This window comes from Micromonospora sp. KC723, assembly GCF_004348595.1.
Taxonomy (GTDB): Bacteria; Actinomycetota; Actinomycetes; order Mycobacteriales; family Micromonosporaceae; genus Micromonospora.
Genome location: NZ_SMKD01000004.1, coordinates 57,167 through 82,301 on the forward strand (window position 1 = coordinate 57,167; position 25,135 = coordinate 82,301).

The 25,135-nt window shown below is 71.7% G+C and carries 21 protein-coding genes and 3 pseudogenes; 17 read left to right on the plus strand and 7 right to left on the minus strand.

Going from position 1 to position 25,135, the window contains the following annotated elements; genetic code table 11:
* Positions 1 to 66 precede the first annotated feature (66 nt).
* Entirely contained in the window at positions 67 to 1,098 is a 1,032-nt protein-coding gene (locus tag E1165_RS02345; protein ID WP_132387195.1) for a hypothetical protein, read from the plus strand.
* Positions 1,099 to 1,782: 684 nt separating this feature from the next.
* Here the strand turns inward: E1165_RS02345 and E1165_RS02350 are convergent.
* Positions 1,783 to 3,996: pseudogene (locus E1165_RS02350) on the minus strand (ATP-dependent RecD-like DNA helicase).
* A gap of 39 nt (positions 3,997 to 4,035) precedes the next feature.
* Between E1165_RS02350 and E1165_RS02355 the strand changes: the two are divergent.
* Positions 4,036 to 5,139, plus strand: coding sequence for a hypothetical protein (locus E1165_RS02355; RefSeq protein WP_132387197.1), 1,104 nt, complete (start codon positions 4,036 to 4,038; stop codon positions 5,137 to 5,139).
* Positions 5,140 to 5,373: 234 nt separating this feature from the next.
* Here E1165_RS02355 and E1165_RS30460 read toward each other — a convergent pair whose 3' ends face one another.
* Entirely contained in the window at positions 5,374 to 8,346 is a 2,973-nt protein-coding gene (locus E1165_RS30460) for an FhaA domain-containing protein (RefSeq protein ID WP_132387199.1), read from the minus strand.
* 76 nt (positions 8,347 to 8,422) lie between these two features.
* Here E1165_RS30460 and E1165_RS02365 point away from each other — a divergent pair, with 76 nt between their 5' ends.
* Positions 8,423 to 9,079: a hypothetical protein gene (locus E1165_RS02365; protein WP_132387201.1), complete on the plus strand. Its 657-nt coding sequence runs from the start codon at positions 8,423 to 8,425 to the stop codon at positions 9,077 to 9,079.
* A gap of 5 nt (positions 9,080 to 9,084) precedes the next feature.
* Positions 9,085 to 10,332 (plus strand): GTPase domain-containing protein, encoded by a 1,248-nt coding sequence (locus E1165_RS02370; protein ID WP_207916480.1) that lies wholly within the window; start codon positions 9,085 to 9,087, stop codon positions 10,330 to 10,332.
* Positions 10,333 to 10,592: 260 nt separating this feature from the next.
* Here the strand turns inward: E1165_RS02370 and E1165_RS02375 are convergent, their stop codons facing one another.
* Genes E1165_RS02375 through rpmF form a run of 3 tightly spaced genes read right to left on the minus strand, consistent with a single transcriptional unit; the run spans position 10,593 to position 12,729 of the window.
* On the minus strand, positions 10,593 to 11,321 hold the full coding sequence (locus tag E1165_RS02375; RefSeq protein ID WP_132387205.1) for a trans-aconitate 2-methyltransferase: 729 nt from the start codon (positions 11,319 to 11,321) through the stop codon (positions 10,593 to 10,595).
* A 2-nt stretch (positions 11,322 to 11,323) separates the two neighbouring features.
* Positions 11,324 to 12,556, minus strand: coding sequence for a GTP-binding protein (locus tag E1165_RS02380; protein ID WP_132387207.1), 1,233 nt, complete (start codon positions 12,554 to 12,556; stop codon positions 11,324 to 11,326).
* Positions 12,553 to 12,729, minus strand: a complete 177-nt coding sequence (gene rpmF / locus E1165_RS02385) for a 50S ribosomal protein L32 (RefSeq protein ID WP_132387209.1) — start codon at positions 12,727 to 12,729, stop codon at positions 12,553 to 12,555. Before rpmF ends, E1165_RS02380 begins: the two co-directional genes overlap by 4 nt.
* Before the next feature lie 301 nt (positions 12,730 to 13,030).
* Here rpmF and E1165_RS02390 point away from each other — a divergent pair, with 301 nt between their 5' ends.
* The 12 genes and pseudogenes from E1165_RS02390 to E1165_RS30305 all read left to right on the plus strand — a co-directional run bounded on the left by E1165_RS02390 (position 13,031) and on the right by E1165_RS30305 (position 22,694).
* Positions 13,031 to 14,011 carry an ABC transporter substrate-binding protein gene (locus tag E1165_RS02390; protein ID WP_132387211.1) on the plus strand — a complete coding sequence of 327 codons (981 nt, stop codon included), beginning with the start codon at positions 13,031 to 13,033 and terminating at the stop codon, positions 14,009 to 14,011.
* Positions 14,008 to 15,012, plus strand: a complete 1,005-nt coding sequence (locus E1165_RS02395) for an iron ABC transporter permease (protein WP_207916482.1) — start codon at positions 14,008 to 14,010, stop codon at positions 15,010 to 15,012. The genes E1165_RS02390 and E1165_RS02395 overlap by 4 nt, the downstream gene beginning before the upstream one ends.
* Entirely contained in the window at positions 15,009 to 15,983 is a 975-nt protein-coding gene (locus E1165_RS02400; RefSeq protein WP_132387213.1) for an iron chelate uptake ABC transporter family permease subunit, read from the plus strand. The genes E1165_RS02395 and E1165_RS02400 overlap by 4 nt, the downstream gene beginning before the upstream one ends.
* A complete protein-coding gene (locus E1165_RS02405; protein WP_132387215.1) occupies positions 15,980 to 16,777 on the plus strand; it encodes an ABC transporter ATP-binding protein in 798 nt (265 codons plus the stop codon). The genes E1165_RS02400 and E1165_RS02405 overlap by 4 nt, the downstream gene beginning before the upstream one ends.
* The gene (locus tag E1165_RS02410; protein WP_132387217.1) at positions 16,774 to 18,498 is read left to right on the plus strand and encodes an ABC transporter ATP-binding protein/permease; all 1,725 of its coding nucleotides are present in this window, start codon (positions 16,774 to 16,776) and stop codon (positions 18,496 to 18,498) included. The genes E1165_RS02405 and E1165_RS02410 overlap by 4 nt, the downstream gene beginning before the upstream one ends.
* Positions 18,495 to 20,252: a thiol reductant ABC exporter subunit CydC gene (gene cydC, locus E1165_RS02415; protein ID WP_132387219.1), complete on the plus strand. Its 1,758-nt coding sequence runs from the start codon at positions 18,495 to 18,497 to the stop codon at positions 20,250 to 20,252. The genes E1165_RS02410 and cydC overlap by 4 nt, the downstream gene beginning before the upstream one ends.
* A 368-nt stretch (positions 20,253 to 20,620) precedes the next feature.
* Complete coding sequence (locus E1165_RS02420) at positions 20,621 to 21,184, plus strand: NYN domain-containing protein (protein ID WP_132387221.1); 564 nt, start codon at positions 20,621 to 20,623, stop codon at positions 21,182 to 21,184.
* Positions 21,185 to 21,423: 239 nt separating this feature from the next.
* Positions 21,424 to 21,912 (plus strand): MFS transporter, encoded by a 489-nt coding sequence (locus E1165_RS02425; protein WP_207916485.1) that lies wholly within the window; start codon positions 21,424 to 21,426, stop codon positions 21,910 to 21,912.
* 55 nt (positions 21,913 to 21,967) lie between these two features.
* Positions 21,968 to 22,045, plus strand: a pseudogene (locus tag E1165_RS30595) (short chain dehydrogenase); the annotation flags it as partial.
* Positions 22,046 to 22,085: 40 nt separating this feature from the next.
* Positions 22,086 to 22,307 (plus strand): SDR family oxidoreductase, encoded by a 222-nt coding sequence (locus E1165_RS30600; RefSeq protein ID WP_371687290.1) that lies wholly within the window; start codon positions 22,086 to 22,088, stop codon positions 22,305 to 22,307.
* Positions 22,241 to 22,534, plus strand: a pseudogene (locus tag E1165_RS30605) (SDR family NAD(P)-dependent oxidoreductase); the annotation flags it as partial. The gene E1165_RS30600 and the pseudogene E1165_RS30605, both read left to right, overlap by 67 nt.
* A complete protein-coding gene (locus E1165_RS30305) occupies positions 22,515 to 22,694 on the plus strand; it encodes an SDR family oxidoreductase (RefSeq protein ID WP_207916490.1) in 180 nt (59 codons plus the stop codon). The pseudogene E1165_RS30605 and the gene E1165_RS30305, both read left to right, overlap by 20 nt.
* A gap of 582 nt (positions 22,695 to 23,276) precedes the next feature.
* On the opposite strand, the gene E1165_RS30310 is transcribed toward E1165_RS30305, so the two are convergent.
* Entirely contained in the window at positions 23,277 to 23,411 is a 135-nt protein-coding gene (locus E1165_RS30310) for a hypothetical protein (RefSeq protein ID WP_256370632.1), read from the minus strand.
* Between the two features lie 358 nt (positions 23,412 to 23,769).
* Entirely contained in the window at positions 23,770 to 24,405 is a 636-nt protein-coding gene (locus tag E1165_RS02440; protein WP_132387225.1) for a YceI family protein, read from the minus strand.
* Between the two features lie 355 nt (positions 24,406 to 24,760).
* On the opposite strand from E1165_RS02440, the gene E1165_RS29440 reads away from it, so the two are divergent.
* Entirely contained in the window at positions 24,761 to 25,117 is a 357-nt protein-coding gene (locus E1165_RS29440; protein WP_207916492.1) for a hypothetical protein, read from the plus strand.
* Positions 25,118 to 25,135 lie beyond the last annotated feature (18 nt).

Below are 25,135 nucleotides of genomic sequence, written 5' to 3' on the forward strand. Positions count from 1 at the left end.
TGGTCGAGCCGGGTCACCGGAACAATTCTCCGCCATTCGACCCACCATCCGTCGAAAGGAATCAGCATGGAAATCGCGCTGACACGTCCACGCCCGCGGCGTACGGCCCGTCTGCTGTTCGGCGCCCTGATGACCGCCGCGCTGGCGTTCTCCGTTGGCGGCACCGCCACAGCGGCGATCGACAAGGGCGGCATGACCGTGAACGCCCGCACCGACGTCTACATCAAGGACATCCCGTCGGACACGGGGTACGAACCGCACGGTGCCATCTACTCGTCGTTCTTCAACAGCCCGGACATCAAGATCTGCCCCACCGCGATCGAGTGCGCCTCGCACACGAACCCGGTCGTCGGGTCGACGAGCTACATTTTCGTGAACCTGCGGAACAATGGCCCGTACGGTTCCGGAATCAGCAACGGGACGCTGAGGGCGTACTACACCACCTCCGGTGGCGGCGCGAACTGGCCGATCCACTGGACGCCGATCGGCTCGAAGAGCCTGCCGGTCGCGCCCGGGGTCACCACGACGTCGATCGCGTGGCCGAACGTGCCCTCCCTCGGGCACTTCTGCCTGCTGCTGCGCTGGGAGTCGGCGACCGACCCGATGCTGTTCGAGGGCACCTCGACCTCCATCAACACGCAGTACAACAACAACATCGCCTGGAAGAACGCCGACACCGTCTCGGCGGTCGGCGGCGTGGTCAGCGACCGGCCGTTCGCTCTGGCGAACGCCCTGGCCGAGCCGGCCCCGTTCGATCTCGCGTTCCGGCCGCTCGGCGAGCCGGTCCCGGGGGCCAAGATCGTCGCCGACCTCGGGCCGGAACTGTTCGAGCGCTGGCGGGCCGCCGGTGGGCAGGGTGAGGGCATCCAGGTGGTCGGCAGGACCTCCGTGCAGGTCATCGACCCGTACAGGGCGCAGATCAAGGGCCTGCTGATCAAGCCGGAGGAGCGGCCCGTGGTGAAGCTGAGCTTCGCCACCGGCGAGACGCTGCAGAAGGCGTACACCCTCCGGGTCGTCCAGGTCGGCCCGGCACGCAAGCTCGGGGAGAGCTACGACGTCGGCGGGGTGGATTACACCTTCGTGCCGGGTCGGGGCTGATCGAGGGGGACGGTGGGCCGGATGCCGGGATCACCCCGGTCGCCGGCCCACCGGCACGACGCGCTGACCGCCGCCGCCACGGGATCGCGGCGGCGGTCAGCCGCGCCCGGGGTGGGGAGCCGGGGCGTAGAACACCGACCAGCGGGTGTGGCCCTGCCGGACGTCGTTGGAGGGTCCAGCGGCTCCGCCTCCCGCAGCGCGGCGCTGCCGCAGGCCGCCACGATCGCGGTCACCATGGCGCTGCTCCGGGCCGACCACCGACGGCGGGGGCGTCGCGGGCAGAGGCTACGCCGACTTGCCCTCGATCGCCTCGGGGTGAGGGCGGGACGGCCGCCGGATGGGCCTGTCAGCGTGCCGGTAGGCACGGGTGCTTCCGCCCCGCCTCGCGTCATCGATGCCCTCACGGTCGCTCCGTCCGGCCGAATCGTACGCGCTGGCGACCGCCTCCCAGAAGCATCGACCGATGGAGAACCGTACACCTACGCGATGTTCGGGCAGCTTCTCGTCATCGCGGACAGTGCGGCAGCAGCGGTTGATCCAGGCGACGTTCGTGCTGCCATCCAACGTCTGGGGAGGGGCTGGAAGCCGACTTGCCGGGACGCCGCACGGATTTGATCGGGAGGTGTGGTCGTCGCCCGGCGCGGTGCTGGGCGCCAGCCGTGCTCCGGGCGGACGCTGAGCGTGTTACCGACTGGTGGCGAGGCGGTGGTCGAGGGCGGTGTGGCGGCGGCCGGCGCTGACGGTGCGTACGGCGGCGTTGAGGGCGCGGCGGGAGCCGACGAGGACGACGAGTTGTTTGGCGCGGGTGACGGCGGTGTAGAGCAGGTTGCGTTGCAGCATCATCCAGGCGCTGGTGGTCAGGGGGATGACGACGGCGGGGTATTCGGAGCCTTGGGAGCGGTGGATGGTCATGGCGTAGGCGTGGGCGAGTTCGTCGAGTTCGTCGAAGTCGTAGTCGATGGTCTCGTCCTCGTCGGTGCGTACCGTCAGGGTCTGCTCTTCGGTCGAGAGGTGGGTGACGATGCCGAGGGTTCCGTTGAAGACGCCTGCCTGGCCCTTGTCGTAGTTGTTGCGGATCTGGGTGACCTTGTCGCCGACGCGGAACACCCGCCCGCCCATCCGCCGCTCGGGCTGCCCCTCGCGATGTGGGGTGAGCTTCTGCTGCAGCAGGCCGTTGAGGGCGCCGGCGCCGGCGGGACCGCGGTGCATGGGAGTGAGGACCTGCACGTCCCGACGGGGGTCGAGGCCGAAGCGGGCGGGGATGCGAGTACAGGCGACGTCGACGGTGAGGGCGGCGCTGGCGTCGGTGTCGTCACAGGCGAACAGGAAGAAGTCCGGCAGGCCCTGCAGGACGGGTGGCCGGCCGGCGTTGATGCGGTGGGCGTTGGTGACCACGCCGGACTAGGTGGCTTGGCGGAAGATCTGGGTCAGCCGTACCCGGGGGATGGTGGGGGCGGTGAGCAGGTCCCGCAGGACCTCGCCGGCGCCGACGGAGGGAAGTTGGTCGACGTCGCCGACGAGGAGCAGGTGCGCGCCGGGTGGGACGGCTTTGACGAGCTTGTTGGCGAGGATGAGGTCGAGCATGGAGGCCTCGTCGACGACGAGCAGGTCGACGTCGAGGGGGTTGTCCCGGTCGTAGGAGGCGTCCCCGCCGGGGCGTAGCTGCAGCAGCCGGTGCACGGTGGCGGCGGGGTGACCGGTGAGCTCGGACAGGCGTTTGGCGGCACGTCCGGTCGGGGCGACGAGGGTGACCTTGGCTTTCTTGGCGGCGGCGAGTTCGACGATGGAGCGGACGGTGAAACTCTTGCCGCAGCCCGGTCCGCCGGTGAGCACCGCGACCTTCGAGGTCAACGCGAGTCGGACGGCCTGTTCCTGCTCGGGGGCGAGGTCGTTGCCGGTGCGCGCCCTCAACCAGGTGAGGGCCTTGGTCCAGTCGACGCCCGCGAAGTGGGGTAGCCGGTCGGCGCGGCCGTTCAGCAGCCGCGTCAGCGAGGAGGCGAGGGACTGCTCGGCGCGGTGCATCGGCACCAGGTACACCGCCTGCACCGGCTCTCCGCCGCTGCCCGGGAGGGTTTCGCGCACGACGCCCTCGTCGGCGACCAGGTCGTCCAGGCAACGGCTGACGAGGTCGGCGGGCACGTCGAGGATCTTCGTGGCGTCGGCGACCAGCTCCGGCTCGGGTAAATAGCAGTGGCCGTTGTCGGTGGCCTCGGAGAGCGTGTACTGCAGGCCGGCCATGACCCGCTGCGGGCTGTCGTGCGGGATCCCCACCGACCGGGCGACAGTGTCGGCGGTCTTGAACCCGATACCCCACACGTCGGCGGCCAGCCGGTACGGCTCCTTCGTCACCACATCGGTGGACGCGTCGCCGTACTGCTTGTAGATCCGTACCGCCAGGGACGTCGAGACGCCGACGCCCTGCAGGAAGACCATCACCTCCTTGATGGCCTTCTGTTCCTCCCACGCCGCCGTGATCTTCGCGGTGCGTTTCGGTCCCAAACCGGGCACCTCGACCAGCCGTGCCGGCTCTTCCTCGATGATTCTCAGGGTGTCCAGGCCGAAGTGCGCGACGATCCGTTCGGCGAACACCGGCCCGATGCCCTTGACCAGTCCTGAACCGAGGTAGCGCTGGATGCCCTGGATCGTCGCCGGCAACACGGTGGTGTAGGAGTCGACCTCGAACTGCCGGCCGTACTTCGGATGCGACGACCACCGGCCGCGCAGCCGCAGGCTCTCCCCCGGCTGCGCGCCCAACAACGCACCCACCACCGTCAGCAGGTCGTTGCTGCGGTCGGTGGCGACGCGGGCGACGGTGTAGCCGGTCTCCTCGTTGACATAGGTCAGCCGCTCGAGCACCGCGTCCAGGGTGGCCTGCGACAGACGGGACGAAGCGGTCACGCAGCCATCCTGCCGTATTCCGGGGCCGGACAAGCAGCCGTGTCCTGGCCCGGCCCCAACGCCAAAGGCTTCCTTCCGTCGCGCCTGGCCGGTCCAATGGGTTGCCTGCCGCAGTGGTCCTCGCCGAGTGAGCCGCAAGTGGCCCATTTCGTGGCACCGGCCGATCGCAGCATGGACAGGTGCCACCCGCGGCTCCACACGCGCGGCACCTGTCGAGAGGAGAGCATCATGCGCCGATCGCTTCCGGTGCTTCTGTCCGCCGTACTGTCCACCTTGGCCGTAGTGGGTCTGCACTCATCCGCCGCGATGGCCAGGCCCGCCGCGGCCCAGGCGTCCCCCGGGCAAACCGCCGCGGCCACGTCCGGGACGGTGGCGCACACGTGGTTCACCGGCACGCTGGCCGCCGGCGCAACGAGGAACGCTGTCTGGCGGAACGTCCTGACCGACCACGCCTACCACGTCAGCCTCTCACCGGTCGGTGCGGGCACCTCCAACGCCTGCCGTTTCCAGGTCACCCGCGTCTGGAACGAGCAGCGTCCGGAGGGAAACAAAGACTTCTGGTACACCATCCAGAACATCGGCTCCATCGCCTGCGCGGCGAACGTCATTGTGTACCGGATCCCTGGCGAGATCGTCAGGTCGACCGGCGGCATCGCGCCCGGCGCGACGAAGCAGTTCGCGGAGATCGCCATTGACGACTGGAAGATCTACCGGCTGGGCCTGTTGCCCTCCGGGTCCACGAGTAGCGACCCGTGCAAGCTCGAAGTCACTCGCGTCCGGTACACGCACCGCTTCCAGGGCGATGTCGCGACGGTCTTCGACCTGGCCTACGAGGTGAAGAATGTCGGCAGCATCACCTGCCAGGGTGACGTCGTGCTCGGCTCGACTCCGATCGAACACTCCTGGTCGATCGGCGCACTCGCCCCCAACTGGCAGCGTACCGAACACTGGAACAACGCTCCCGCGGCGACCGCGTTCGTGCCGGGGGTGCAGCCGAGCCTCGGCTGCGAGCTGGAGCTGACGGGTTCCCACGACGTCCAGGTGATCAACAGCAACGGCACCGTCGAACGGGAGGTCCACCTCACCGCCAAGAACGTCGACACGAAGACGTGCGACGGGAACTACACCCTCGCGTCCATCTGAACACGACCCGTTACGGTGGCCCGGCGACCTCGCCGGGCCACCGCCCGTGGCACGCCGACGTCCGACAACCGACCCGACCATCGGGACTGTCCTCACACGATGTGGGCGGCAGCGCGGTCGCTAGGTTCCGCCAGGGCTACCGCCCACTGCTGGCCAAGCACACCACGTGGAAACCCGCCCGGCCGGCACGCGGCCCCGCGCCCCGAGGGCCGAGGGGCGGGGCGTCCCGACGGTTCACCGGACTACCTCGCGCGCAACGGCGACGTGAGATCGGATCTTGACGAGGCCGGATTGCACGCCGTCCACAGGCGCGGCCTCGACCGTCACGTCGCCGGTCACGACGAACCGGGCGGTCGCCACAGCGTCGGCGAGGCATTCGGCGAGGATCTGGTGCACCGGCCCGAGCCGGTGGCCGATCGCGACCAGGTCGGCCGGGCAGTACTCGATCGTGTATGCGTTGGGCGCGACTGACCGTCCGGAAGGCAACGTCGTGACCCGCGTGCACATGTGGTCCAGCAGAGCGGTGAACAGGTTGACCGGTGGGTTGGCCGGCGCCGTGTCGTCCTCCGCCGGGCCGGTGGCGGTCCCCAGCGCTTCCGCCAGCCGATCTGCGCAGCGGACCACGACAGCGAGCATGCTGTCCGGATCGGCCGTGGTCGGAGGCGAGTCGGCCGGTCGGGGCATACGGCGGGCCCGGTCGAGGCTACGGTAGGCCGCCCGGTACCGACCCAGCCGCGCCAGGCAGTGCGCCGCCTCGCCCAACGCACGCGCGGCCTCGGGGTATGCGCCCTCCGCGGCGAAGGTCACCCCGGCCTCCTGTAGCTCCCCGGCCGCCTCGTCGTCGCGATCCAGGTCGATGAGGGCAAGGCCGGCATTGGCACGGGCGTTGGCGGCGTTGTGCCGCTGGCCGACGGCCTCGGAGAGGTCAGCCGCCCGCCGGAGGTGGGGCAGCGCGGCCTCCGGGGCGCCACTTCGGCGTTCGGTCTCGCCAAGCGCCACCAGGCAGTTGGCCTCGCTGATGACATTGGGTTCGGCGCGGTGGATCTCCAGCGCCTGCCGCAGCCGTCGGCGGGCGCGGTCGAACGACCGCTCGCCGACGTCCAACCAGGACAGCTCGACGAGCGCGTGGCCCTCGCCGGTGCGGTCCCCCGCACGCCGGCAGCGCAGAAGGCACTGGGTCAGGTACGCGCGGGCCCGCAGTGCATCGCCCCGGACACGGGCGGTGGATCCCAACTCGAGCAGTGTGTTGCGCGCCTGCTGATCATCCCGCGCGGCATGGAAGCAGTCGAGTGCACGACGCAGCTGACGGTCGGCGGCCTGCTCCGCGCCCATATGCCGGTGCACGATGCCCAACTCCAACGCGGCGTCGCCCTCATCTGCGGGCGCGCCGCGGCGGTGCGCGGCGTCCGCGTCCTCGGCGAACAGATCCAGCAGCGAGGGCAGCACGGCTCGGCTGCGCAGCGCGTGCACGCTGTGCCGCCGCAGCTGCCGCAGGTACGCCCACCGACCGTGCCGCATCGCGTGCCGCCAGCACGCCTGCAGGTTGAGTTGCTCCTCGTCGACCCACCGGACCGCCGTCGCGACGTCCGCGAATTCCGGCGGACGGCAGGCGCGCGCCGGGGTCAGCCGTGGCACGCGCAGCATCGGGAACATCACGGCAGTCGCTCGGTTGGCGCCGATCAGATAGTGGTCCAGCATCCGCTGCAGCCGCCGCACCCGGTCCATCGGCGGGTCGCCGGCGGCCAGTCTGCCGGCGTACTCCCGCAGCAGGTCGTGCATGGCGTACCGACCGGCGACGGGCTCCTCCAGCAGGCTGCGGTCGTACAGTTCGGTCAGGCGCTGCCGCGCGAGCCTGGGCGAGACGTCGGCCAGGGCGGCCGCCGCGGCGGCGGTCACATCCGGGCCAGGCCACAACGCCAGGTGGCGGAACAGCTCCCGCTCGGGCGGAGCCAGCGCCGCATACGACACGGCCAGCGCCGCCTCGACACTCGCGTCACCGCCGGGGTGCGCGGTCGCGGTGATCAGCTCGTCGAGCAGATCGGCGGCGGTGCAGGCGGGCCGCCCGCGCAGCCGGGCGGCGGCCAGCCGAAGCGCGAGGGGCAGCCGGGCGCAGCGCTCGACCACGCCGGCGACCGCGTCGCGGTCCAGCCGCCCCGGCTCGCCGCCGGCCAGGCCGGCGAACAAGTCGGCGGCGGCGCTGGCGGGCAGCGTGCCCAGCTCCACCTGCCGCGCCTCGCCGATGTCCAACGTGCGGCGCCGGCTGGTGATCAGCACCACGCTCTCCCCCGCACCGGGCAGCAGCGGATGCACCTGGTTGGCATCGGCGACGTTGTCCAGCACGAGCACGCACCGGCGGGTTGCCAGCCGGGTCCGCCACTGCGCGGTTCGCTCGATCAGCGTCGTGCCGACCGGTGTGTCGGGCTCGGCGAGCGCGGGCAGCAGCGCGGCGAGTGCGACGGCCGGATCGATCGGCTCGGAGCCCGGGGTGAACCCGGCCAGGTCGATCGCCAGCTGCGCGTCGGGAAACCGGTCGGCGAGCCGATAGGCCGCCTCCACGGCGAGCGCTGTCTTGCCCACGCCCGCCATGCCGCAGATGAGGAAGACGCCACCCTCGTCGCCGACGGAGGTGATCTCCGCCAGCTCCCGTTCCCGCCCGGTGAACAGCCGCAGCCGCCGCGGCAGGGTGTTCACCACCGCCGGGACGGCCTCCGCGCGGGGCGGTGGTGTCCGCAGCGCGCGTAGCGCGGCGATGTCCTGCAGGATCGCCTCGGTGTGCAACGCCGCAGCCAGCCCGGCGAGGCTCTGCGCGGCGGCAGCCCGTTGCACGGCCGCGAGCACCGCGTCCGGCAGGGCGCGCAGCAGCCACGCGCCGTCGACGCCGATCTCGGCGACGAAACTGCGGCCGGTACCCGTGATCCCGGCGTCGGTGAGGGGAACCAGCCGCGCGACAAGCGCCGCACGCAGCTGACCGCCGATCGGCCCCTCGCCCGGCCCGTCGTCCGGACCGCCGACCAGACACTCGGCGAGCGCCGCGGACAGCGCCTGCCGGGACGCAGGCGGCACCTGCTCGACCACGGTGTGGATGGCGGCCCGCACCGTCGGGCGCAACGCGCGCTGGAAGTCACCGCCGGCGAGGGAGGTGAGCCCGTGGGTCAGTCGGTCGCCCAGCGCCTGGACCAGCCAGCCGACCAACGCCTCCACCAGCATGTGAGTAGTCTTGCAAACACCCACCGCAACGTCCACGATCGGTGCACAGCGGCGACGGTACGAGATGGAGGGTTCGGTGGCTCAGACGTACCAGGTCGACGACCTCGCGGACGTTGTAAGGGCGCAGCAGGAGACGCTGGACGCGCTCACGCACTATGTGGAGGACCTGAAGGTTTCGCTGGAAGCCCGATGGGAGGCAGCCGTCCGGCAACAGCGGAAAACGGTTGACGGCCTGGAACGCGCTGTCGACGAGCTCCGCGAAGCCGTCGGAGCCTCTTCGCCCACGCCCGTCACGGCCGGATCCGGGCCGGTCGCGGGCGGACCGACACCGGCTCCCGCCCCGACTGCCACGCTGGACCGGTGGGGCACCGACCCGGGCGACGGGCCGGTGGACTGGGTGGCGCTGGTCGCGTTCGTTGACGCCTTCGTCCAGCGGTACCAACTGTTCGAGCAGGTCCGGCCGTGCTGGGCGCGGCATGGCGAGGACGTCGACGAGCTGTCTGCGCTGTGGCGTGCCTGGCAGCTGGCCTACGGCCCGGACGTGGATCCGTCGATGCCGTCGTGGTGGCAGGACCTTGCCGAGCGGGTCCGCTTCCGGCTGGCCAGGGCGTACGCGACCTGCGGGGACGGGCACCGGGAGGCCGAGCGTCGGGACTGGATGACCGACCACCGGCCCGAGGGCCCGACTCCGGCGGCCGGCGACCCATTTCCGGCACCCGGCCAGGAGGCGTGACGACGATGACGCCGGCAGGCGCGGACGGGGCTTTCGACCGGTTCATGGCGGCCGCCCTGCGGGCGTACGAGGAACAGCTGCGCGAGATCGGCCGGTTCAACCTCGCGGTGTTCGGGGACACCGGCGTCGGCAAGAGCACCCTGATCAACTCGGTCTTCGGAGTGGAGCTGGCGAAGGCCGGCCGCGGTGATTCGCAGACCGTGCGGTTGCAGCGGCACAGCCGGACGCCGGACGATCCGCTGACCATCTACGACAACGCCGGGTTCGACACCGGAGACGGCTCGATCGACGACCTCGTCCGCCGGATCGACACGGTCGTGACCGGCCTGCGGCAGGGACCGCCGCAGGACTGGATCCACGTCGTCTGGTACGTGCACAACGCGCTCACCAACCGGTTCACCAGCCACCACGCCGCTCTCCTACGCGCCGTGCACGACATGGGCCTGCCGGTGATGCTGGTGCTCACACACGTGCCCAGGTTGGGCGACGAGGTGAGCCCCGCCGTCGTGGAGCTGGCCGACCGGATCGCCGCACTCGACCTGCCGCTTGCCCCGGACGGACGGATCTTCCTGGTCAACTCGGTGGAGATGCCGCAGCTCGGCGGCGCCACCATTCCCAGACACGGACTGGACGACCTGCTGCGGGCCACCATCGAACTTGTCCCCGACGCGGCGAACGCGATCCGCGCGGTCCAGCGATTACACCTCGCCGTGCAGCGCCGGGAGGCGGTCCGGTTGCTGCGCAGGTATCGGAGGATCGCGGCCGGGGCGGGCGCGGCGGCCGGGGCACCCGTCCCGGCCGTGGACCTGCTCGGGCTCGGTGCCACACTGGCCGCCATGATCGGCAAGATCAGCGCCGTCTACGCAGTCCCGTTGAACAAGCAGCAGCTGACGAAGGTGGCCGCGGTAGCCGCTATAGGCGTGACCGGCGTGCACGGCGGCGCGCTTCAGGCGACCTCGGCGGTCGCGCGACAGGCCGGGAAGCGGATCGCCGCCCGGCAGGCGGGCAAGGAGGTCGCCAAGGCGGGCGCGCGACAGGTGGGGAGGTATCTGCCCGGCGTCAACGTCGCGATCGGCGCGGCGGGGGCCGTCAGCGCCGCCGGGCTCACCACTGCCGCAGCGCACGCCTGGATGCGGGTCTGCGAATATCTGCTGGCGCGGCCACGGCTGCTGCGAGCCGCGGACGACACCAGCCTGCTCGACCTGTTCCACCAGTTCTACCAGCTCCGCGGCAGCACCCCGCCCGCGGAATGAGCGGCCCCGCGCCGCCGAGTCTGTGGAGCGACCACGACCTCGTTGCCGGTGGTCAGGGCCGCGATCATGCCATCACCTCCTCACGTGGTCGGATTTCAGCCGAGTTCGTGGTGGCGGCCGCCGATATCGCCGACCGGACAACGACCACTACCCGACTCGTCGAACACCTCCATAGCCATGGCTGGCCGCTCCAGCCCGACCGCGGCGCCTATCGTGGCTCCCGCGAGACCGGCAGGATCCTGAACTCGGCGGTGGGATGTTCACCTGCGGTCCCGGAGCGGGAGGAACGCCATCAGGGCGTGGTCCGCCCACCGATGGACCACCGTCGCGTCGGCGAACCCGGTCCGGTGGGCCGCCTGGCGGTGCCATTCGGCCGGCGCGACGAACTCTGCGGAGCTGAGGCCGCTCAGCGCGACCGCCCGCGCGTTCAGCAGCGACCTCATCGCCGATTCCTCCGCCAAGGCGGTCCACCACGCGGTCCACGGGTCGGTCCCGCCGCTCTGCTGCCGCGTCGGGCCGGGCGCATCCGGCATGACGTCGCCGACAAGGAGCAGCCCCTCCGGGCGCAGCAACTGCTGGACCTCGGCGTACCAGTCACGCACCCGGTCCTCAGGCAGATAGTGCACCGTCATCAGGGCCAGCACCAGGTCGTACGGGCCACCGGCCGGCGGGAGCCAGCGTGGAGAGCCGATGTCGGCACGCACCGTGCGCACCTGCGGCAGGGCGGTGTCGGCCAGGGCCAGCAGGGCCGGGTCGACGTCCAGCACGGTGACGTTGGCGTCGGGCCACCGCCGCAGCACCGCCTCGGCGGTGGTGCCCGGCCCGCCTCCCACGTCGAGCACCCGCTCGGGCGCGCGTCCGAGGAGCTGCTCGGCGGCGGCGAGACCTGCGGCGAGCAGGTCGTCTCGGCCGGGTTGGTAGTGGCGCATCATGGTTTCCCAGTCGCGCCGCCACCGGGCGACGTCGTCCGGGTTCAGCGTGTCCAGCATGGCTAGACCGGGGACGCTTCGGCCCGGTCATGGTCGTGCAGGTCGCCGAGGTCCCACGCGGGGAACGGGTCTGGCAGCGCCCGCCAGGCATCCTGCCCGGCGGTGATCTCCGTGTCGGTGAGCAGGCAGGTGGTCAGGGCCGCCCGCAGGCCGGTGGTGTTCAGGCCGACACCGATAAGGACCAGTTCCTGCTGCCGGTCACCGAAGACGGGATGCCAGCGGGACTTCAGTTCGGCCCGCTCGTCGGGATCCTCCGGCCACTCCCCCGACACCACCACCGGCACGCCGACCGGGTCACACCGGCCGGACGGGCCAGCCTGCGACCAGAGGGCCTGGACGTCCGGGCGGCTGGCCAGCCACAGGAAGCCCTTCGACCGTACGACGCCGTAGCCGTCCAGGCCGCCGGTGAGCAGGTCCCACAGCCGCCGGGGGTGGAACGGACGGTGGTCGCGGAAGACGATGCTGGAGATGCCGTACTCCTCGGTCTCCGGCACATGCTCGCCGTTGAGTTCGGCCACCCAACCGGGCGCGGTCTCCGCCCGCTCCAGGTCGAAGCGGCCGGTGTCGAGAATCTCCGCCGGCGGCACCCGCCCATGCACAGCACGGACCTGACGGGCGACCGGGTTCAGGCGGGTCAGCAGGGCCTCGACCATTGCCAGGTCCTCTGCGCTGATCAGATCGGTCTTGTTGACCACAAGCACGTCGGCGAACTCGATCTGGTCCACCAGCAGATCGGCGATGCTCCGGTCGTCGCCCTCGTACGCGGCCAGCCCGCGGGCCTGCAGCGTCTCCCCCGCCGCGACGCGGGCCAGCAGACCCGCCGCGTCGACCACCGTGACGGTGGTGTCCAGCCGGGCCAGGTCGTCGAGGACCTGCCCGTCCTCCACGCCAAAGGCGAACGTGGCGGCGACCGGCATCGGTTCGGAGATGCCGCTGGACTCGATCAGCAGGTAGTCGAACCGGCTCAGCCGGGCCAGCCGGGCCACCTCGTCGAGCAGGTCGTCGCGCAGGGTGCAACAGATGCAGCCGTTGGTCAGCTCGACCAGCTGCTCCTCGGTCCGCGACAGCGCCCCGCCGTCACGGACCAGCGCGGCGTCGATGTTCACCTCGCTCATGTCGTTGACGATCACCGCCACCCGCAACCCGTCGCGGTTGGCCAGCACGTGGTTGAGCAGGCTCGTCTTGCCCGCGCCGAGAAACCCGGACAGCACCGTCACCGGCAACCGGGCGGTCACGGCTCCACCACCCGGCGGCCCTTGTACAGACCACAGTGGGCGCAGGCCCGGTGTGGGACCACCATCTCCTTACGGGAGCACGGGCAGGGGGTTAGCCGCGGCACGCTCGCCTTCCACCGCGCCCGCCGGTGCCGTGTGTTCGACCGCGACATCTTCCGCTTCGGTACGGCCACGAGGTCTCCTTCGTCGAGGGGTCGACCACAGCTTAACGATACTGGTTTTCATTTTCTGCGCTGCCCTCGCATCCGGATTCCGCCGTGAAGTCTCTGACACCGCCGCCTGCCGAGGCTGCGGCCGTCCCACACGAGGGCGGTCCGTCGACCGCTCGGACACACCAGCCGACACGCCAGAGGCATAACCTTCCCGGATTCGCCCGCGGCATCCGTCTCATGCGGGGTCACGTCATCGGTCTTGCCCATAAGCAATGAGAACCATTATCGTTTCGCGATCCATCCGCTATCGGAAGTACAGGCCGTGACACGTCATCGCAACGCCCTCACCGCTCTCCTCGTCGCCGCAGCCGTCCTGACAGGCTGTGGCAGCTCCGACCCCGCTCCCGCCAGCACGCCGGACGTCCCATCCGCACCGCCCGTCGAACCGGTCGCACACCGGCTCAGCGTCACCGACGTCCGGGGCACCACCGTCACGCTCAAGGCGAAGCCGGAGCGGATCGTGTGCCTCACGGGTTTGTGCGACGACGCCCTGGTCGAACTCGGCCTGACTCCGACGGCGACGACCACGCCCAAGCTCATCGGTCGCCCCGACTACCTCGGTGCCGCCGGCGCGGCGGTGCCGGCGCTGCCCGGCACCTTCGGCAACGAGGACGTCGCGTCGATCGCCGCCACGCGTGCCGACCTGGTCATCGGCCTCGCCGGCGTACACGACCAGCTGCGGCCCGCGATCGAGAAGTTCGCGCCGCTGTGGCTGGTCAGTGTCAAGACCTACGAGGACTCGGTGCGCTACCTGCGCGACATCGCCACGCTCACCGACCGGGGCGCGCAGCAGGCGAGTGCCGAGCAGAAGTTCCGGGACCGGCTCGCCGCGGCCCGGGCCACAGCCGACCAGCGCGGCCTGCGGAAGACGACCGCGCTGGCGATGTACGGTGGCACGTCGATCGGCGTGAACACCTCCGACGACCTGCTCGGCCACCTGCTCGCCCAAGTCTTCGACTACCCGTGGCCGAGCAAGGGCGGCGGCTTCGACACCGCCCAGGCGTACAGCGTGGAGGAGATCCTGACGCGCGACCCGGACATCGTGTTCATCCAGTCGTTCACCTTCGGCCCGGACGCCAGGACGGTCACCGCGCAGTACGCCGAGAACCCGGTGTGGAAGCGGATCACCGCCGTCCGTGAGGGCCGCGCCCACGAGGTGCCCTCGGAGCTGTGGGCATCCGGCCGGGGCACCCGGGCGTTGGGGTTGATCCTCGATGAGGCGGTTGCCAAGGCCACGGCGTGACGGCACCGACATCGGCCGCCGGCGACACGGTCGACGCGGCGCTCACGCCACCCCGGGCGGTTCGTCGGTGGCCGGCGGCGGTCGCGTTGCCGACCGCCCTGGCGGCGGCGATCGCGTTGACCCTCGCCCCTGCCCTGCCCGCCGATTCCGAGGTCGCCCAGGTGGTCCTCTGGGAACTCCGGACGCCCCGACTGCTGCTGGCGTTGCTCGGCGGGGCGGCCGTCGGCGTGGCTGGGCTGCTGATGCAGGCCGCGCTCCGCAACCCGCTGGCCGTGCCCGAGTTGCTCGGGGTCTCCACCGGCGGCGCGCTCGCCGCCGCCGTGGTGGTGGTCTGGGCGCTCCCGGTTCCGGCGGCGACGCAGCCCGTGGTAGCCCTGGCGGGGGCACTCGGCGGCGGCGCGCTCTGCCTGGCCGCCGCCGGAACCGGCCGTGGTCCTGGTGCGGTCCTGCTCATCGGCGCGGCGATGTCCACGGCGTTGCAGGCGGTGCTGCTGGCGGTGATGGCCGCCGCCGACCGCCTGCAGTACGACACGCTCTTCCGCTACCTGGTCGGCAGCCTCACCGGGATCACCTGGGACCACGCCCGGCTCACCCTGCCGTGGCTGCTGCTGTGCGGGCCGCTGATCCTGGCGGTCCTGCCCGCGCTCGGCGTGCTGCGCCTCGGCGACGAGGCCGCCACGGCGCTCGGGTTGCACGTCGGGCGGGCGCGCGTCGCGGTGCTCGGGCTCGCCGCCGTCCTGGTCGCCGTCGTCGTCGGCCCCTGCGGTCCGATCGCCTGGATCGGGTTCGTCGCCCCGCACGTGGCCCGGCGGGTACGCCCGGACGCCGACGCCCGGGCCCTGCTGCCCTGGGCCGCGGCGTTCGGCGCGCTGTTCACCACCGTCGCCGACCTGGCCGCCCGACACGCGTTCGCGCCGGCCGAGACCCCGTTGGGTGCGTGGACGGCCGCCATCGGCATCCTCTCCGGACTGGTCCTGCTCCGCCGCCGGAGTACGTCGTGAGGTGGTGGTGGGCGGCCACGGCGCTGGTCGTCGCTGTGGCCGCCGAACTCGCCGTCGGGCGGGGCGTCGACTGGCCGCAGCTGGATCCGTTGGAGCAGCGGATCCTCGTCGAATTGCGGCTGCCCCGACTGGCCACCGCCCTGCTCGCGGGCGGCGGGCTCGGCGCGGCCGGGCTGTTGCTGCAGGCGGTGCTGCGCAACCCGCTCGCCGCGCCGGAGTTGTCCGGGGTCAATCCCGGCGCGGTGCTGGGCGTGCTCGGCGGTATCCAGCTCGGCCTGGTTCCGGCCGACTCGGCGGCCGGGGCGCTGGTGGCGGCGCTGCTCGGCGGAGCCGCCGGCGGCTCGCTGATGTGGCTGCTGGCCCGCGATGGCTCCCCGACCCAGATCGCGACGTACGGGCTGCTCGGCTCGGCCGCGCTGGCCGGGCTCACCACGCTGCTGCTCGCGTACCAGCCGGGCCGGTTCGGCAACGCGCTGCGCTGGCTCGTCGGCTCGGTGGACGGGCGGGTCTGGGCGCACGTGTCCGTCGCCTGGCCCTGGCTGGCCACGGCGCTGCTGCTGGCCTGGCTCTGCTCCGCCGTGCTGGGCATGCTCGCGGCCGGTGACGGGCACGCCGCCGCGCTCGGGCTCTCGCCCCGGCCAGTGCGTGCCCTGGGTCTGGCCCTGTCGGTGGCGCTGGCCGCCGGCGCGGTGGCCCTGGCCGGCGCGCTGGCCTTCGTCGGGCTCGTCGTCCCGCACGTCGCCCGCGCCCTGTGCGGGGCCGACCTGCGCCGCGCGCTGCCGGCCGCCGCCCTGCTCGGCGCCACCACGGTCGTCGGCGCCGACGCGGTGGCCCAGACGCTGACCCTGCTGGTGCAGTCCGGGCTGGCCGGGCAGCGGCTCGGGGTGCCCGCCGGTGTGGTCACCGCCCTGCTCGGGGCGGCGGCGCTGGTCGTCGTCGCCCGCCGCTCCCCACACGTGGAGGTGTCGTGACCGAACCGGTCTTCACCGTCGAGCAGGCCCGCTACCGCTACCGCCACCGGGTGGTGCTCGACGGGGTGTCGCTGACCGTCCGGGCTGGCGAGTCCGTCGCGCTCGTCGGGCGCAACGGCTGCGGCAAGTCCACCCTGCTGCGGCTGCTCACCGGCGCCGACCGGCCCGAGAGCGGCCGGGTGCTGCTGCACGGCCGCCCGGCGTACGCGCAGCGGCGGCGGGACGTCGCCCGGCAGGTGGCGGTCCTGCACCAGCAGTTACCGCCGGTGCCCGGGCTGACCGTCCGACAGCTCGTCGCGCAGGGCCGCTACCCGCACCGGGGGCCGCTGGGCATGCTGTGGCGGCCCGAGGACGCCGAGGCGTCCGCGGCGCTCGCCGCGACCGGCGTCACCGGGCTGGCCGACCGGCAGGTCGACACGCTCAGCGGCGGAGAGCGGCAGCGGGTCCGGCTCGCGCTCGCCCTGGCCCAACGAACCCCGGTGCTGCTGCTCGACGAGCCGACCACCTTTCTCGACGTCCGCCACCAGTTGGAGGTGCTGTCGCTGGTGCGCCGGCTGCACGCCGAGCGGGGCCTGACCGTGGTGACGGTGCTTCACGAGCTGGACCACGCCGCCCGCTTCACCGACCGCGTGGTGGCGCTGGCGGGCGGCCGGGTTTCCGCCGACGGGCCGCCGGGCGACGTGGTGACGCCGGCGCTGCTCGCCGACGTGTTCGGCGTACGCGGGCGGGTGCTCGCCGACGCGCACACCGGAACGGTGCGCGCGTTGGCCGACGAGCCGCTGGAGGAGGGGTGATCGTCCACCGGGAACTGATCCGGCTGGCCGGTGCCGTCACCGGACCGGTCGTCGGGTGCGCGGCGCTCGGCATGGCCGTGTCGGCGGCGTACGTCGGTCAGGCGCTGCTGGTCGCCGGCGCGCTGTCGGCGGTGGCCCGGCGGGACCTCGCCGCCGCTACGGGCCTGCTGGCCGGGGCGCTCGGGGTGATCCTGGTGCGGGCGGCGCTGCTCTGGTGTCGAGAGGTCGCCGGCGCGGCCGCCGGCGCGTGGATCCGGGCGCGGTTGCGTGACCGTCTGGTTGCCCGGCTCGCCGAACTGGGCCCGGCCTGGCTCGCCGGATCCCGCACCGGCCGCACCCAGGCCACCCTCGTCGACGGCGTGGAGGGGCTGGACGCCTACTACCGCCGCTATCTACCCCAGGTGCTGGTCACCGTCACCGTACCGACCGCACTGGTGGCCTGGCTCGCCACCGTGGAGCCGGTCGCCGCCGGGCTGCTCGGCACGGCCGTGGTGCTGGTACTGACCGTCCCCCGCATCTGGGACGCCACCCTGCTACGCCGCGGACGCGGCCGGTGGGCGGCGTTCACCGCGCTCGCCGCCGACTTCCTCGACACCCTCCAGGGCGCGGCGACGCTGCGCGCCTTCGGCGCGGTCGGCCGGATGCGGGACGGGATCCAGGCGCGTACGCACGACCTGCACACCACCACGATGGCGCAGCTACGCCTGTCCCTGGTCGAGAGCGGGGTCAGCGCCCTGCTGATCCAGGCCGGTCTCGCCGCCGCGGCCGTGGCGGCGGCGGTCGGCGCGTACGCCGGGCGGGCCGACGCGGCCGCCGTGTTCCTGGTGCTGCTCGTCTCGGTGGAGTGCTTCCGGCCCGTACGCGACCTGGGCGCGCACTGGCACGCCGGTTACCTCGGCGTCACCGCGGTCGACGGCCTGACCGAACTGCTCCGCACGCCGCCCACCGTCGTGCACCGCGGACACGTCGACCGGCGGTTCGAGCACGGTCCGGCCGTGGTCTTCGACGCGGTCAGCCACCGCTACCCCGGCCGGCCCGAGCCGGCGCTGCGGCAGGTGAGCCTCCGCCTCGCCCCCGGCGAGACCATCGCGGTGGTCGGCCGCTCCGGCGCCGGCAAGTCGACCCTGGCCAACCTGCTGCTGCGGCACCTGGACCCGGTTACCGGTCGGATCACCGTGGACGGGGTGGACCTGCGCGACCTCACCCCGCAGACGCTGCGCCGCACGGTGACCGTGGTGGCGCAGGAGACGTACCTGTTCCACGGCTCCGTGGCGGACAACCTGCGGTTGGCCCGCCCGGACGCCACCGACGCCGACCTGGTGGCCGCCGCGCGGGCCGCCGGCGCGCACGAGTTCATCGAGGCGCTGCCGCTCGGGTACGCCAGCCCGGTCGGCGAACGCGGCACGTCCCTCTCCGGCGGGCAGCGGCAACGCCTGGCCATCGCCCGGGCCCTGCTCGCCGACACGCCGGTGCTCATCCTCGACGAGGCCACCTCGGGCGTGGACGGCCGGCAGGAGGCCGCGATCCTGGATGCTCTCGCCACGGCCGCTCGGGGCAGGACCTGCCTGGTGATCGCCCACCGGCTCAGCGCCGTGCGGCACGCCGACCGGATCGTGCTGCTCGACCGCGGCCGGATCGTCGCCGCTGGCCGCCACGAGGACCTGCTGGCCTCGTGCCCCGAGTACGCCGACCTGGTCGCCGCTCAGGAGGTGTCCGGATGACCGCACCGCAGCGGCCGACGGGCACGAGACGACCTGGTGCGCTGCGCCGGCTGCTGCCGGCGATCGCCGGGCATCCCCGCGCGTTCCGGGGCACCCTGACGGCGAATCTCCTCGGGCAGCTCGCCGGGCTGACCACGGCGGTACTCGGCGCCACCCTGGTGGGGCGGGCCGTGGCGGGCGTCCCCACGCCGGTCGGTGTGGTCACGGCGGTCCTCGGCGCGCTGGTCGCGATCGTCACCGTGGCAACCTGGTGGGAGATGTACGTCTCCCACGACCTGGCCTACCGTATCCTCGCCGACCTGCGCACCCGGGTGTACGACGCGATCACCCGGATCGCTCCGGGCGGGCTCGGCGGACGTCGCTCCGGCGACCTGGCCACTGTCGCGCTGTCCGACATCGAGACGCTGGAATGGCTGTTCGCGCACACCATCGCGCAACTGCTCACCGCCACCGTGGTCCTCGGCGTCGGCACAGCCCTGGCGGCCTGGATCGACCCCTGGCTACCCGCCGTGGTGCTGCCCGCCGCGGCTCTGATCACGGTGACCCCCTGGCTGCTGCGCCGGCACGCCGACCGGCATGGCGCCCAGGTCCGCGCCGCCACCGCCGAGCTGACCGCAGACATCGTCGACACCGTGCACGGCCTACGCGAGCTGACCGTCTTCGGGGCGCTACAGCGGCGCCGCGCACACCTCGCCGCCCGGACCCGACAGCTCGGGCGGACCCAACGGCGCAACGCCACCCGCGCGGGCCTGGAAAGCGCGCTGATCGACGCGCTGCTCGCCGCCGCCGGTGTCGGCGCGGTGCTGGTGGTCCTCGACGGCGTCCGCGCCGGGCGGCTCGACGTCGCCGCCGGCCCGGTGGCGCTGGTCCTCGCCGGCGCGATCCTCGGCCCGGCCAGCCAGGTGGCCCTTCTGCTCAAGGAAGCCGGCACCCTGCGCGCCGCGGCCGACCGGGTCGACGCCCTGCTCCAGGCGCCCTCCCCGGTCCCGGCGCCGGTCCGGCCCGTACCCGCACCCGCTGACTGCGAGGTGATCTTCGACGACGTGCACTTCGGGTACCTGCCGGACCGGCCGGTGCTGCGCGGCGTTTCGTTCACCCTCCGGCCCGGTGAGACGGTCGCCCTGGTGGGCGCCTCCGGGGCGGGCAAGTCCACCTGCGCGCACCTGCTGCTGCGCTACCACGACCCGAGCGCCGGGCGGATCACCGTCGGCGGCGTGGACCTGCGGGACCTCGACGACGCCGATCTGCGGCGCACGGTCACCGTGGTGCCGCAGGACGTCCACCTGTTCCCCGGCTCGATCGCCGACAACATCCGGCTGGGCCGGCCGGACGCCACCGACGCCGAGGTTCGCGCCGCCGCCGACGCCGCCCAACTCACACCTTTCCTCGACGCGCTACCGGCCGGTCTCGAAACGCCGACCGGCGAGCGGGGAGCAGCACTGTCCGGCGGTCAACGGGCACGGGTCGCCGTCGCCCGGGCCCTGCTCACCCGGGCACCGGTGCTCGTCCTCGACGAGGCCGCCGCCAACCTCGACGCCGCCACCGAGGCCGACTTGGCAGTCGCCCTGGAGTCCACCCGAGACCACCGGGCCACCCTGGTGATCGCCCACCGTCTCTCCACCATCATGCGCGCCGACCGGGTCATCATCCTCGACGCCGGCCGGGTCGTCGCCGACGGCGAACCCGAGCAGCTGCGCAGGCGGGGGGCACTCGCCGCCGCAATCCGAGGTGACATGGCGACGGCCGCCGGATGACCCGCCCGCCAGGTGCGCCACCGGATGCCGCGATGCCGTACGGCTACGAGGTGCCAGCGGTGGCGACCGACAGAGGTGGCAATAACGCGGTCCGGCTGGCACCCGACCTGCGACGGTTGGCCGGGCCACCTACGGGGTGCGCCAGGCGCGGACGTCTACGCCGCCCAGGCGACTGCGTCGCGTGCCGCCGGGCGAGCCCAACGCGGGAGAGAGACCGGGTGCGCGTCATCTGCGGCATGAGAGTCGCATGCTGTCTGCCGGCAGGGCTGGCAGGCAATATCCTTGACCATGGTCGCGGCTTCCTCCGGCACGTCAAACCCTCGTGCTCGACCGGTCCGCGCTTGCTGCTCGACTCGAGAGGTAGGCCTATGCCCGGCACACCGGAACCCGTCACGTACCTCATCGTGGACGGAGAGAACATCGATGCCACTCTCGGCAACAGTGTTCTGGAGCGCCGTCCGGCCCCTGCGGAGCGACCCCGGTGGGAGCGTCTGCGGGAATTCGCGCGGGACACGTGGCAGCGGCCGGTGAAGGGACTGTTCTTCCTCAACGCCTCTGGTGGCGGTCTGCCGATGCCCTTCGTCCGGGCCCTCCTGAGCATGGAATACCGACCCATCCCGCTCGCTGGTTCGTCGGATCAGAAGGTGGTGGACATCGGCATCCAGCGGACGTTGGAGGCTATCGCCCGGCGCGCGGGCAATGTGATGCTCGCCAGCCACGACGGCGACTTCCTGCCGCAGATCGGCGAACTCCTGCGAGGTGATCATCAGGTCGCGATCGTCGGGTTCAAGGAGTTCCTCAACGCCGGCTTCGCCGAACTGCCGAACCTGCAGGTATTCGACATCGAGGAGGACGCGGGCTGCTTCACCAATGTCCTTCCTCGGGTTCGCATCATCGACCTCGAAAGCTTCGACCCCGAGCGCTTCCTGTAGGCCGGACAGCATCCGGCCGATCCGAGGGGCAAGATGTTCTTGAACATCCTGTCCACCTTTGCGAGTTCGAGGTGGACCTGCTGCGGATGCGGACACGTGACGGCATGGACGTCGCCCGCTCCATAGGCAGGTTGAAGGGTAAGCAGCCTATGCTGACCCCCAGCCGCAGGCCCATCTCATCAAGGCACACCGCAGCGGCGAGAGCACCACCGCCGATTTTGAGCGCCTGCGGCACCGCGATGACCTTCGTGGTTCTCCCACTCCACCTCCAGCAGGCGCGCGACTGGTCACAGTTGCAGACCTCGGCCGCCTTCGTGCCGTTCGCCGTCGCGCTGATCGTCTCGGGCCGGGTGGCAGGACCGCTCATCGGCCGGTACGGGGCTCGAGCCGTCACGGCCGCCGGGCTGGGCACGGGCGCGGCCGGGCTCGTCCTTCTCGCGTTCCCCGGGCTCGAAGCGCACACCTGGTACGCGTATGGACTGCTGCCGGGCCTCGTGCTGCTGCCTGCCGGCACCGCGGCCTCCTTCGCCGGAGCCGCCGTGCTCGCCACCGAAGGTCTGCCTCAACAGCAGACCGGGCTCGCGGGTGGCGTGTTGAACACTGCGATGGAACTCGGCCCGACCGTCCTCTTCGCCGTCCTTCTCACGCTCGGCAGCGACGCCTCGTCCCTGGCCGCGACGGGGGCCGCCCTCGCCGTCGTGGCCCTCCTGAACCACCGCATCAAGTAGTCCATCACTCAGAGGAGTCACCGAAACGAACCGCTTCACCGGCAAGACCGCCCTCGTCACCGGCGCAGGCTCCGGCCTCGGCCGCGCGATCGCGCTCGCCTTCGCCGTCGAGGGCGCATCCGTGGTCGCCGCGGGACGAACCGCGGCCTTCCCTGGACGGGACAGTCGGGCTCATCGAGGCAGCCGGTGGCACGGCCGTCTCCGTCACCGCCGATGTCACCGACTCCGGCCGGCTCCAGAGCCTCGTACGCGAGAGCGTCACCCGCACCGGCGGACTGGACATCGCGGTCAACAACGCCGGGATACTCCGCGGGACCGTACCGTCGGCGAGGTCAGGGCGGAGGACTGGGACGCGGTGCTGCGGACCAATGTCACCGGCGTCTGGCTGGCCATGAAGCACCAGATCGCGCACATGAAGGAGAACGGCGGTGGCGCCATCGTCAACATCTCCTCCAACCTGGGCGCACACCTGCGGATCCCGAACGTCGCCGCGTACATCACCTCGAAGGCAGCGGTCTCCGCGCTGACCCGTGCCGCCGCTCTCGACCACATCCACCAGGGCATTCGCATCAACGCGGTCAGCCCGGCGCTGCCGCTGGGCCATGTCGCTGCGGCCCGGTGAGACCGAGGCCGACCGTGCCGAGCGGGTGAAGACGGAGAACCCGCTCGGCCGGGTCGCGGAGGCCGAAGAAGTGGCGGCCGCGGTGCTCTACCTCGCCTCGCCCGCGGCCGGCGCGGTAGTAGGCACCGACCTGGTCATCGACAGCGGATCCTCGGCCTGACGGCTCGTTGGCTTCGGCGACACCCTTCCCCAGCAAGGAACTCCGCCACGGCGGGCTGGAACGCGAGCCACCTCCCGACCAGAGCGGCCGCTGCGGTGCCGTCGACGCCAACAGCGGCATCTGCGGAGTACGCGAACCGGCCCGTCGTGGCCCCCGAGTAGTCCTCGCCTGCCGCGGCGAGGCCCGTGGCAGAAAACCGCGGCACGGTTGGAGGGTGGAATCCCGGAGGCTACGCGTCCGTCGCTTCTTCTGCGACGCGGCGCGCTGCCCGGTTCCCTTCGCTCGCTGAAAAGGTCACCGGGGTGACCGGCTGAAGCAGCCGGCGCAGCCCGCTGCTTCTCGATTGACCAAAGCTCGCGTGATGGCGTCTGAGCTGTCGCTTTCCAAGCGGACCTTGCATCGCCCGGACTTACGGAGTCACCCGAAGCACGGGTGCCGCGAACGTACGTACCTGCGGGCGACACGCACGTTCGGTCGGCGTTGTCGGCTCATCCCCTCGCCGGCCGCGGTGGAAGTCGCTCTGGTCACTCATGGAATGCAGAGCCGCGCTCGCAGCGTGTCGTTGGCCCATTGTTCCCACCGCTAGGACGGCCAGCCGCGCTCACGGACGAACAGCAGATAGAGGCCGGGACTCAGGAGAGCGAGAAGGATGTCGGCCTCGGCGGTGATGCCGGCCTGTGCTCCTGGTTTGGCGACCAGAGCCTCGGCAGCGGCCATGTGCGCATGGAGCCGTTGCTTCCCGTGCGGCAGAGCTGCGCGATCTCGGCGTCGGACGCGCCGGCGGTGGCGACCATGTCGGTGATGGCCGCCACCCGGTGCAGGACTTCACGGGTGCCTCGGACGTGTGCGCAGCAGGGCATCGGCAGTCTCGGACGCTGTGGCGTCACGGAACCAGCCAGCTCAGAGTCGTCGGTTCCGTCCATCCGCTCGAAGCCGACGCGCAAAGGTGTTCCGCCCGCCTGCGGAGTGTCGGCAACCACGGCATGCGCCTGCCACCGGCCGGCGCCGGCGTGCACGGCATGCCCCAACAGTGGGGCGCCGATGCGGATCGTCGGGTAGGCCGCGGCCCGGCGGCTCAGGGCTGACGAATAGCCTCGCCGGCGATCTCGATCTGGACCTTCTTTCCGACCAGGACACCACCGCTTTCCAGAACGACGTTCCAGAGCAGGCCGTAGTCCTCACGATCGATTTCCGCCGTCGCGCTGAAGCCGAAGATGTCCTGCCCGTACGGATCCCGGCGAGCGCCACCGAATTCCACCTGAAGGTCGACCTGCCGGGTGATTTCCTTGACGGTCAAATCGCCGGTGAGCAGGAATCTGCCACTCGTACGATTCCGCGAATCGGGAATGTTTCCCGGCACCGATCTCCGACTGAGCCCGCTGTTGCGCAACCGCGCCCAATAGAAGATGGGGTCATCGACCGGCTGCCATTTAATTCCCGTGCTGCGATACTCCAGCGTGGGATAATTTTCCACGTCGAGGAAGTCGACGCTGCTCAGGTGCACGTCCCGGTCGGCATTGCCGGTGCTGATGCTCGCTGTCCGGATCGTTGCGGTGACCGACGAGGCCAACGGGTCCTCCGCCACGACAATCCGGGCAGTGGCCTCGCCGAACTCACCGCGCACCGGGCTCACCATCATGTGCCGGGCAAGGAAACCGATCCGCTTGTGTGCCGGATCGAGAAGATATGTCCCGGCCGCTGGAATGGTCATACCATCCCAGGATCGTGTGGCTAAACCGGTCATCAGCGTGCTCTCCCCCTCACCCTTCAGGGTCTTTCCGAGTTTGCAACTGCGGTGTGGTCCGCTAACCAACTGGAACCCTCGCCCCCCGAGGCCCAGCATAGGGACAGTCCACCATATCTCAGCCACCAGAACCACGCCGAGGTCCGGCCCCTTCCGGGAGGCCCGGCGCCGGCACGCAATTCGGTCATTCCCGTACCGACAAGAAAGGTGAGCGGGAACACGCCCCGCTTACCGATCGATTCCGGTCGAGCGCGGGTCGGCCCCGCCGCGTCCCGTCGGCCGGCTGTGAGCAGCCTCACCCGGTCCGGCCCGGAAGCGGCCGGTGGCGCAGGCCCGTACGCCGGCCGTCCGCGCACCGCACCGCATGCCGGTCGGCGTCCTCGTTCTGCTGCGACGGCCCGACGGCAGGATCCCGCTGACCGAGCAGGCCGGCGGCATCTACCTGGCCGGCATGTGGGTCATCCCGGGCGACAACGTCGACGCGGCGAGGACGTCGACGCCGTCGAGCCCCGAGAAGTGCGCCGAAGTCGCCTGGTTCCCACCCGACGAGCAAGCGGTCGCTCATGGAAGCCACGATCGCCCCGTCCGCCCGTGGGGAACAACGCGCAAGATCGAACCGCCGCATAAGCCACCGGTTATCGTTCGACGCCATGCGCGGCCGCGGCAACCACGGGTGTGACCTTCCAGGCCCACAGAG

Excerpts from the sequence above, each read along its gene's own strand:
- E1165_RS30310 (WP_256370632.1), bottom strand. The coding sequence starts at position 23,411 with ATGGCCGCTGCCGAGGCTCTGGTCGCCAAACCAGGAGCACAGGCCGGC.
- E1165_RS02370 (WP_207916480.1), top strand. The coding sequence starts at position 9,085 with ATGACGCCGGCAGGCGCGGACGGGGCTTTCGACCGGTTCATGGCGGCC.
- E1165_RS02375 (WP_132387205.1), bottom strand. The coding sequence starts at position 11,321 with ATGCTGGACACGCTGAACCCGGACGACGTCGCCCGGTGGCGGCGCGAC.
- E1165_RS30460 (WP_132387199.1), bottom strand. The coding sequence starts at position 8,346 with ATGCTGGTGGAGGCGTTGGTCGGCTGGCTGGTCCAGGCGCTGGGCGAC.
- E1165_RS02420 (WP_132387221.1), top strand. The coding sequence starts at position 20,621 with ATGCCCGGCACACCGGAACCCGTCACGTACCTCATCGTGGACGGAGAG.
- E1165_RS02440 (WP_132387225.1), bottom strand. The coding sequence starts at position 24,405 with ATGACCATTCCAGCGGCCGGGACATATCTTCTCGATCCGGCACACAAG.
- E1165_RS02345 (WP_132387195.1), top strand. The coding sequence starts at position 67 with ATGGAAATCGCGCTGACACGTCCACGCCCGCGGCGTACGGCCCGTCTG.
- E1165_RS02425 (WP_207916485.1), top strand. The coding sequence starts at position 21,424 with ATGACCTTCGTGGTTCTCCCACTCCACCTCCAGCAGGCGCGCGACTGG.
- cydC (WP_132387219.1), top strand. The coding sequence starts at position 18,495 with ATGACCGCACCGCAGCGGCCGACGGGCACGAGACGACCTGGTGCGCTG.
- E1165_RS30305 (WP_207916490.1), top strand. The coding sequence starts at position 22,515 with ATGTCGCTGCGGCCCGGTGAGACCGAGGCCGACCGTGCCGAGCGGGTG.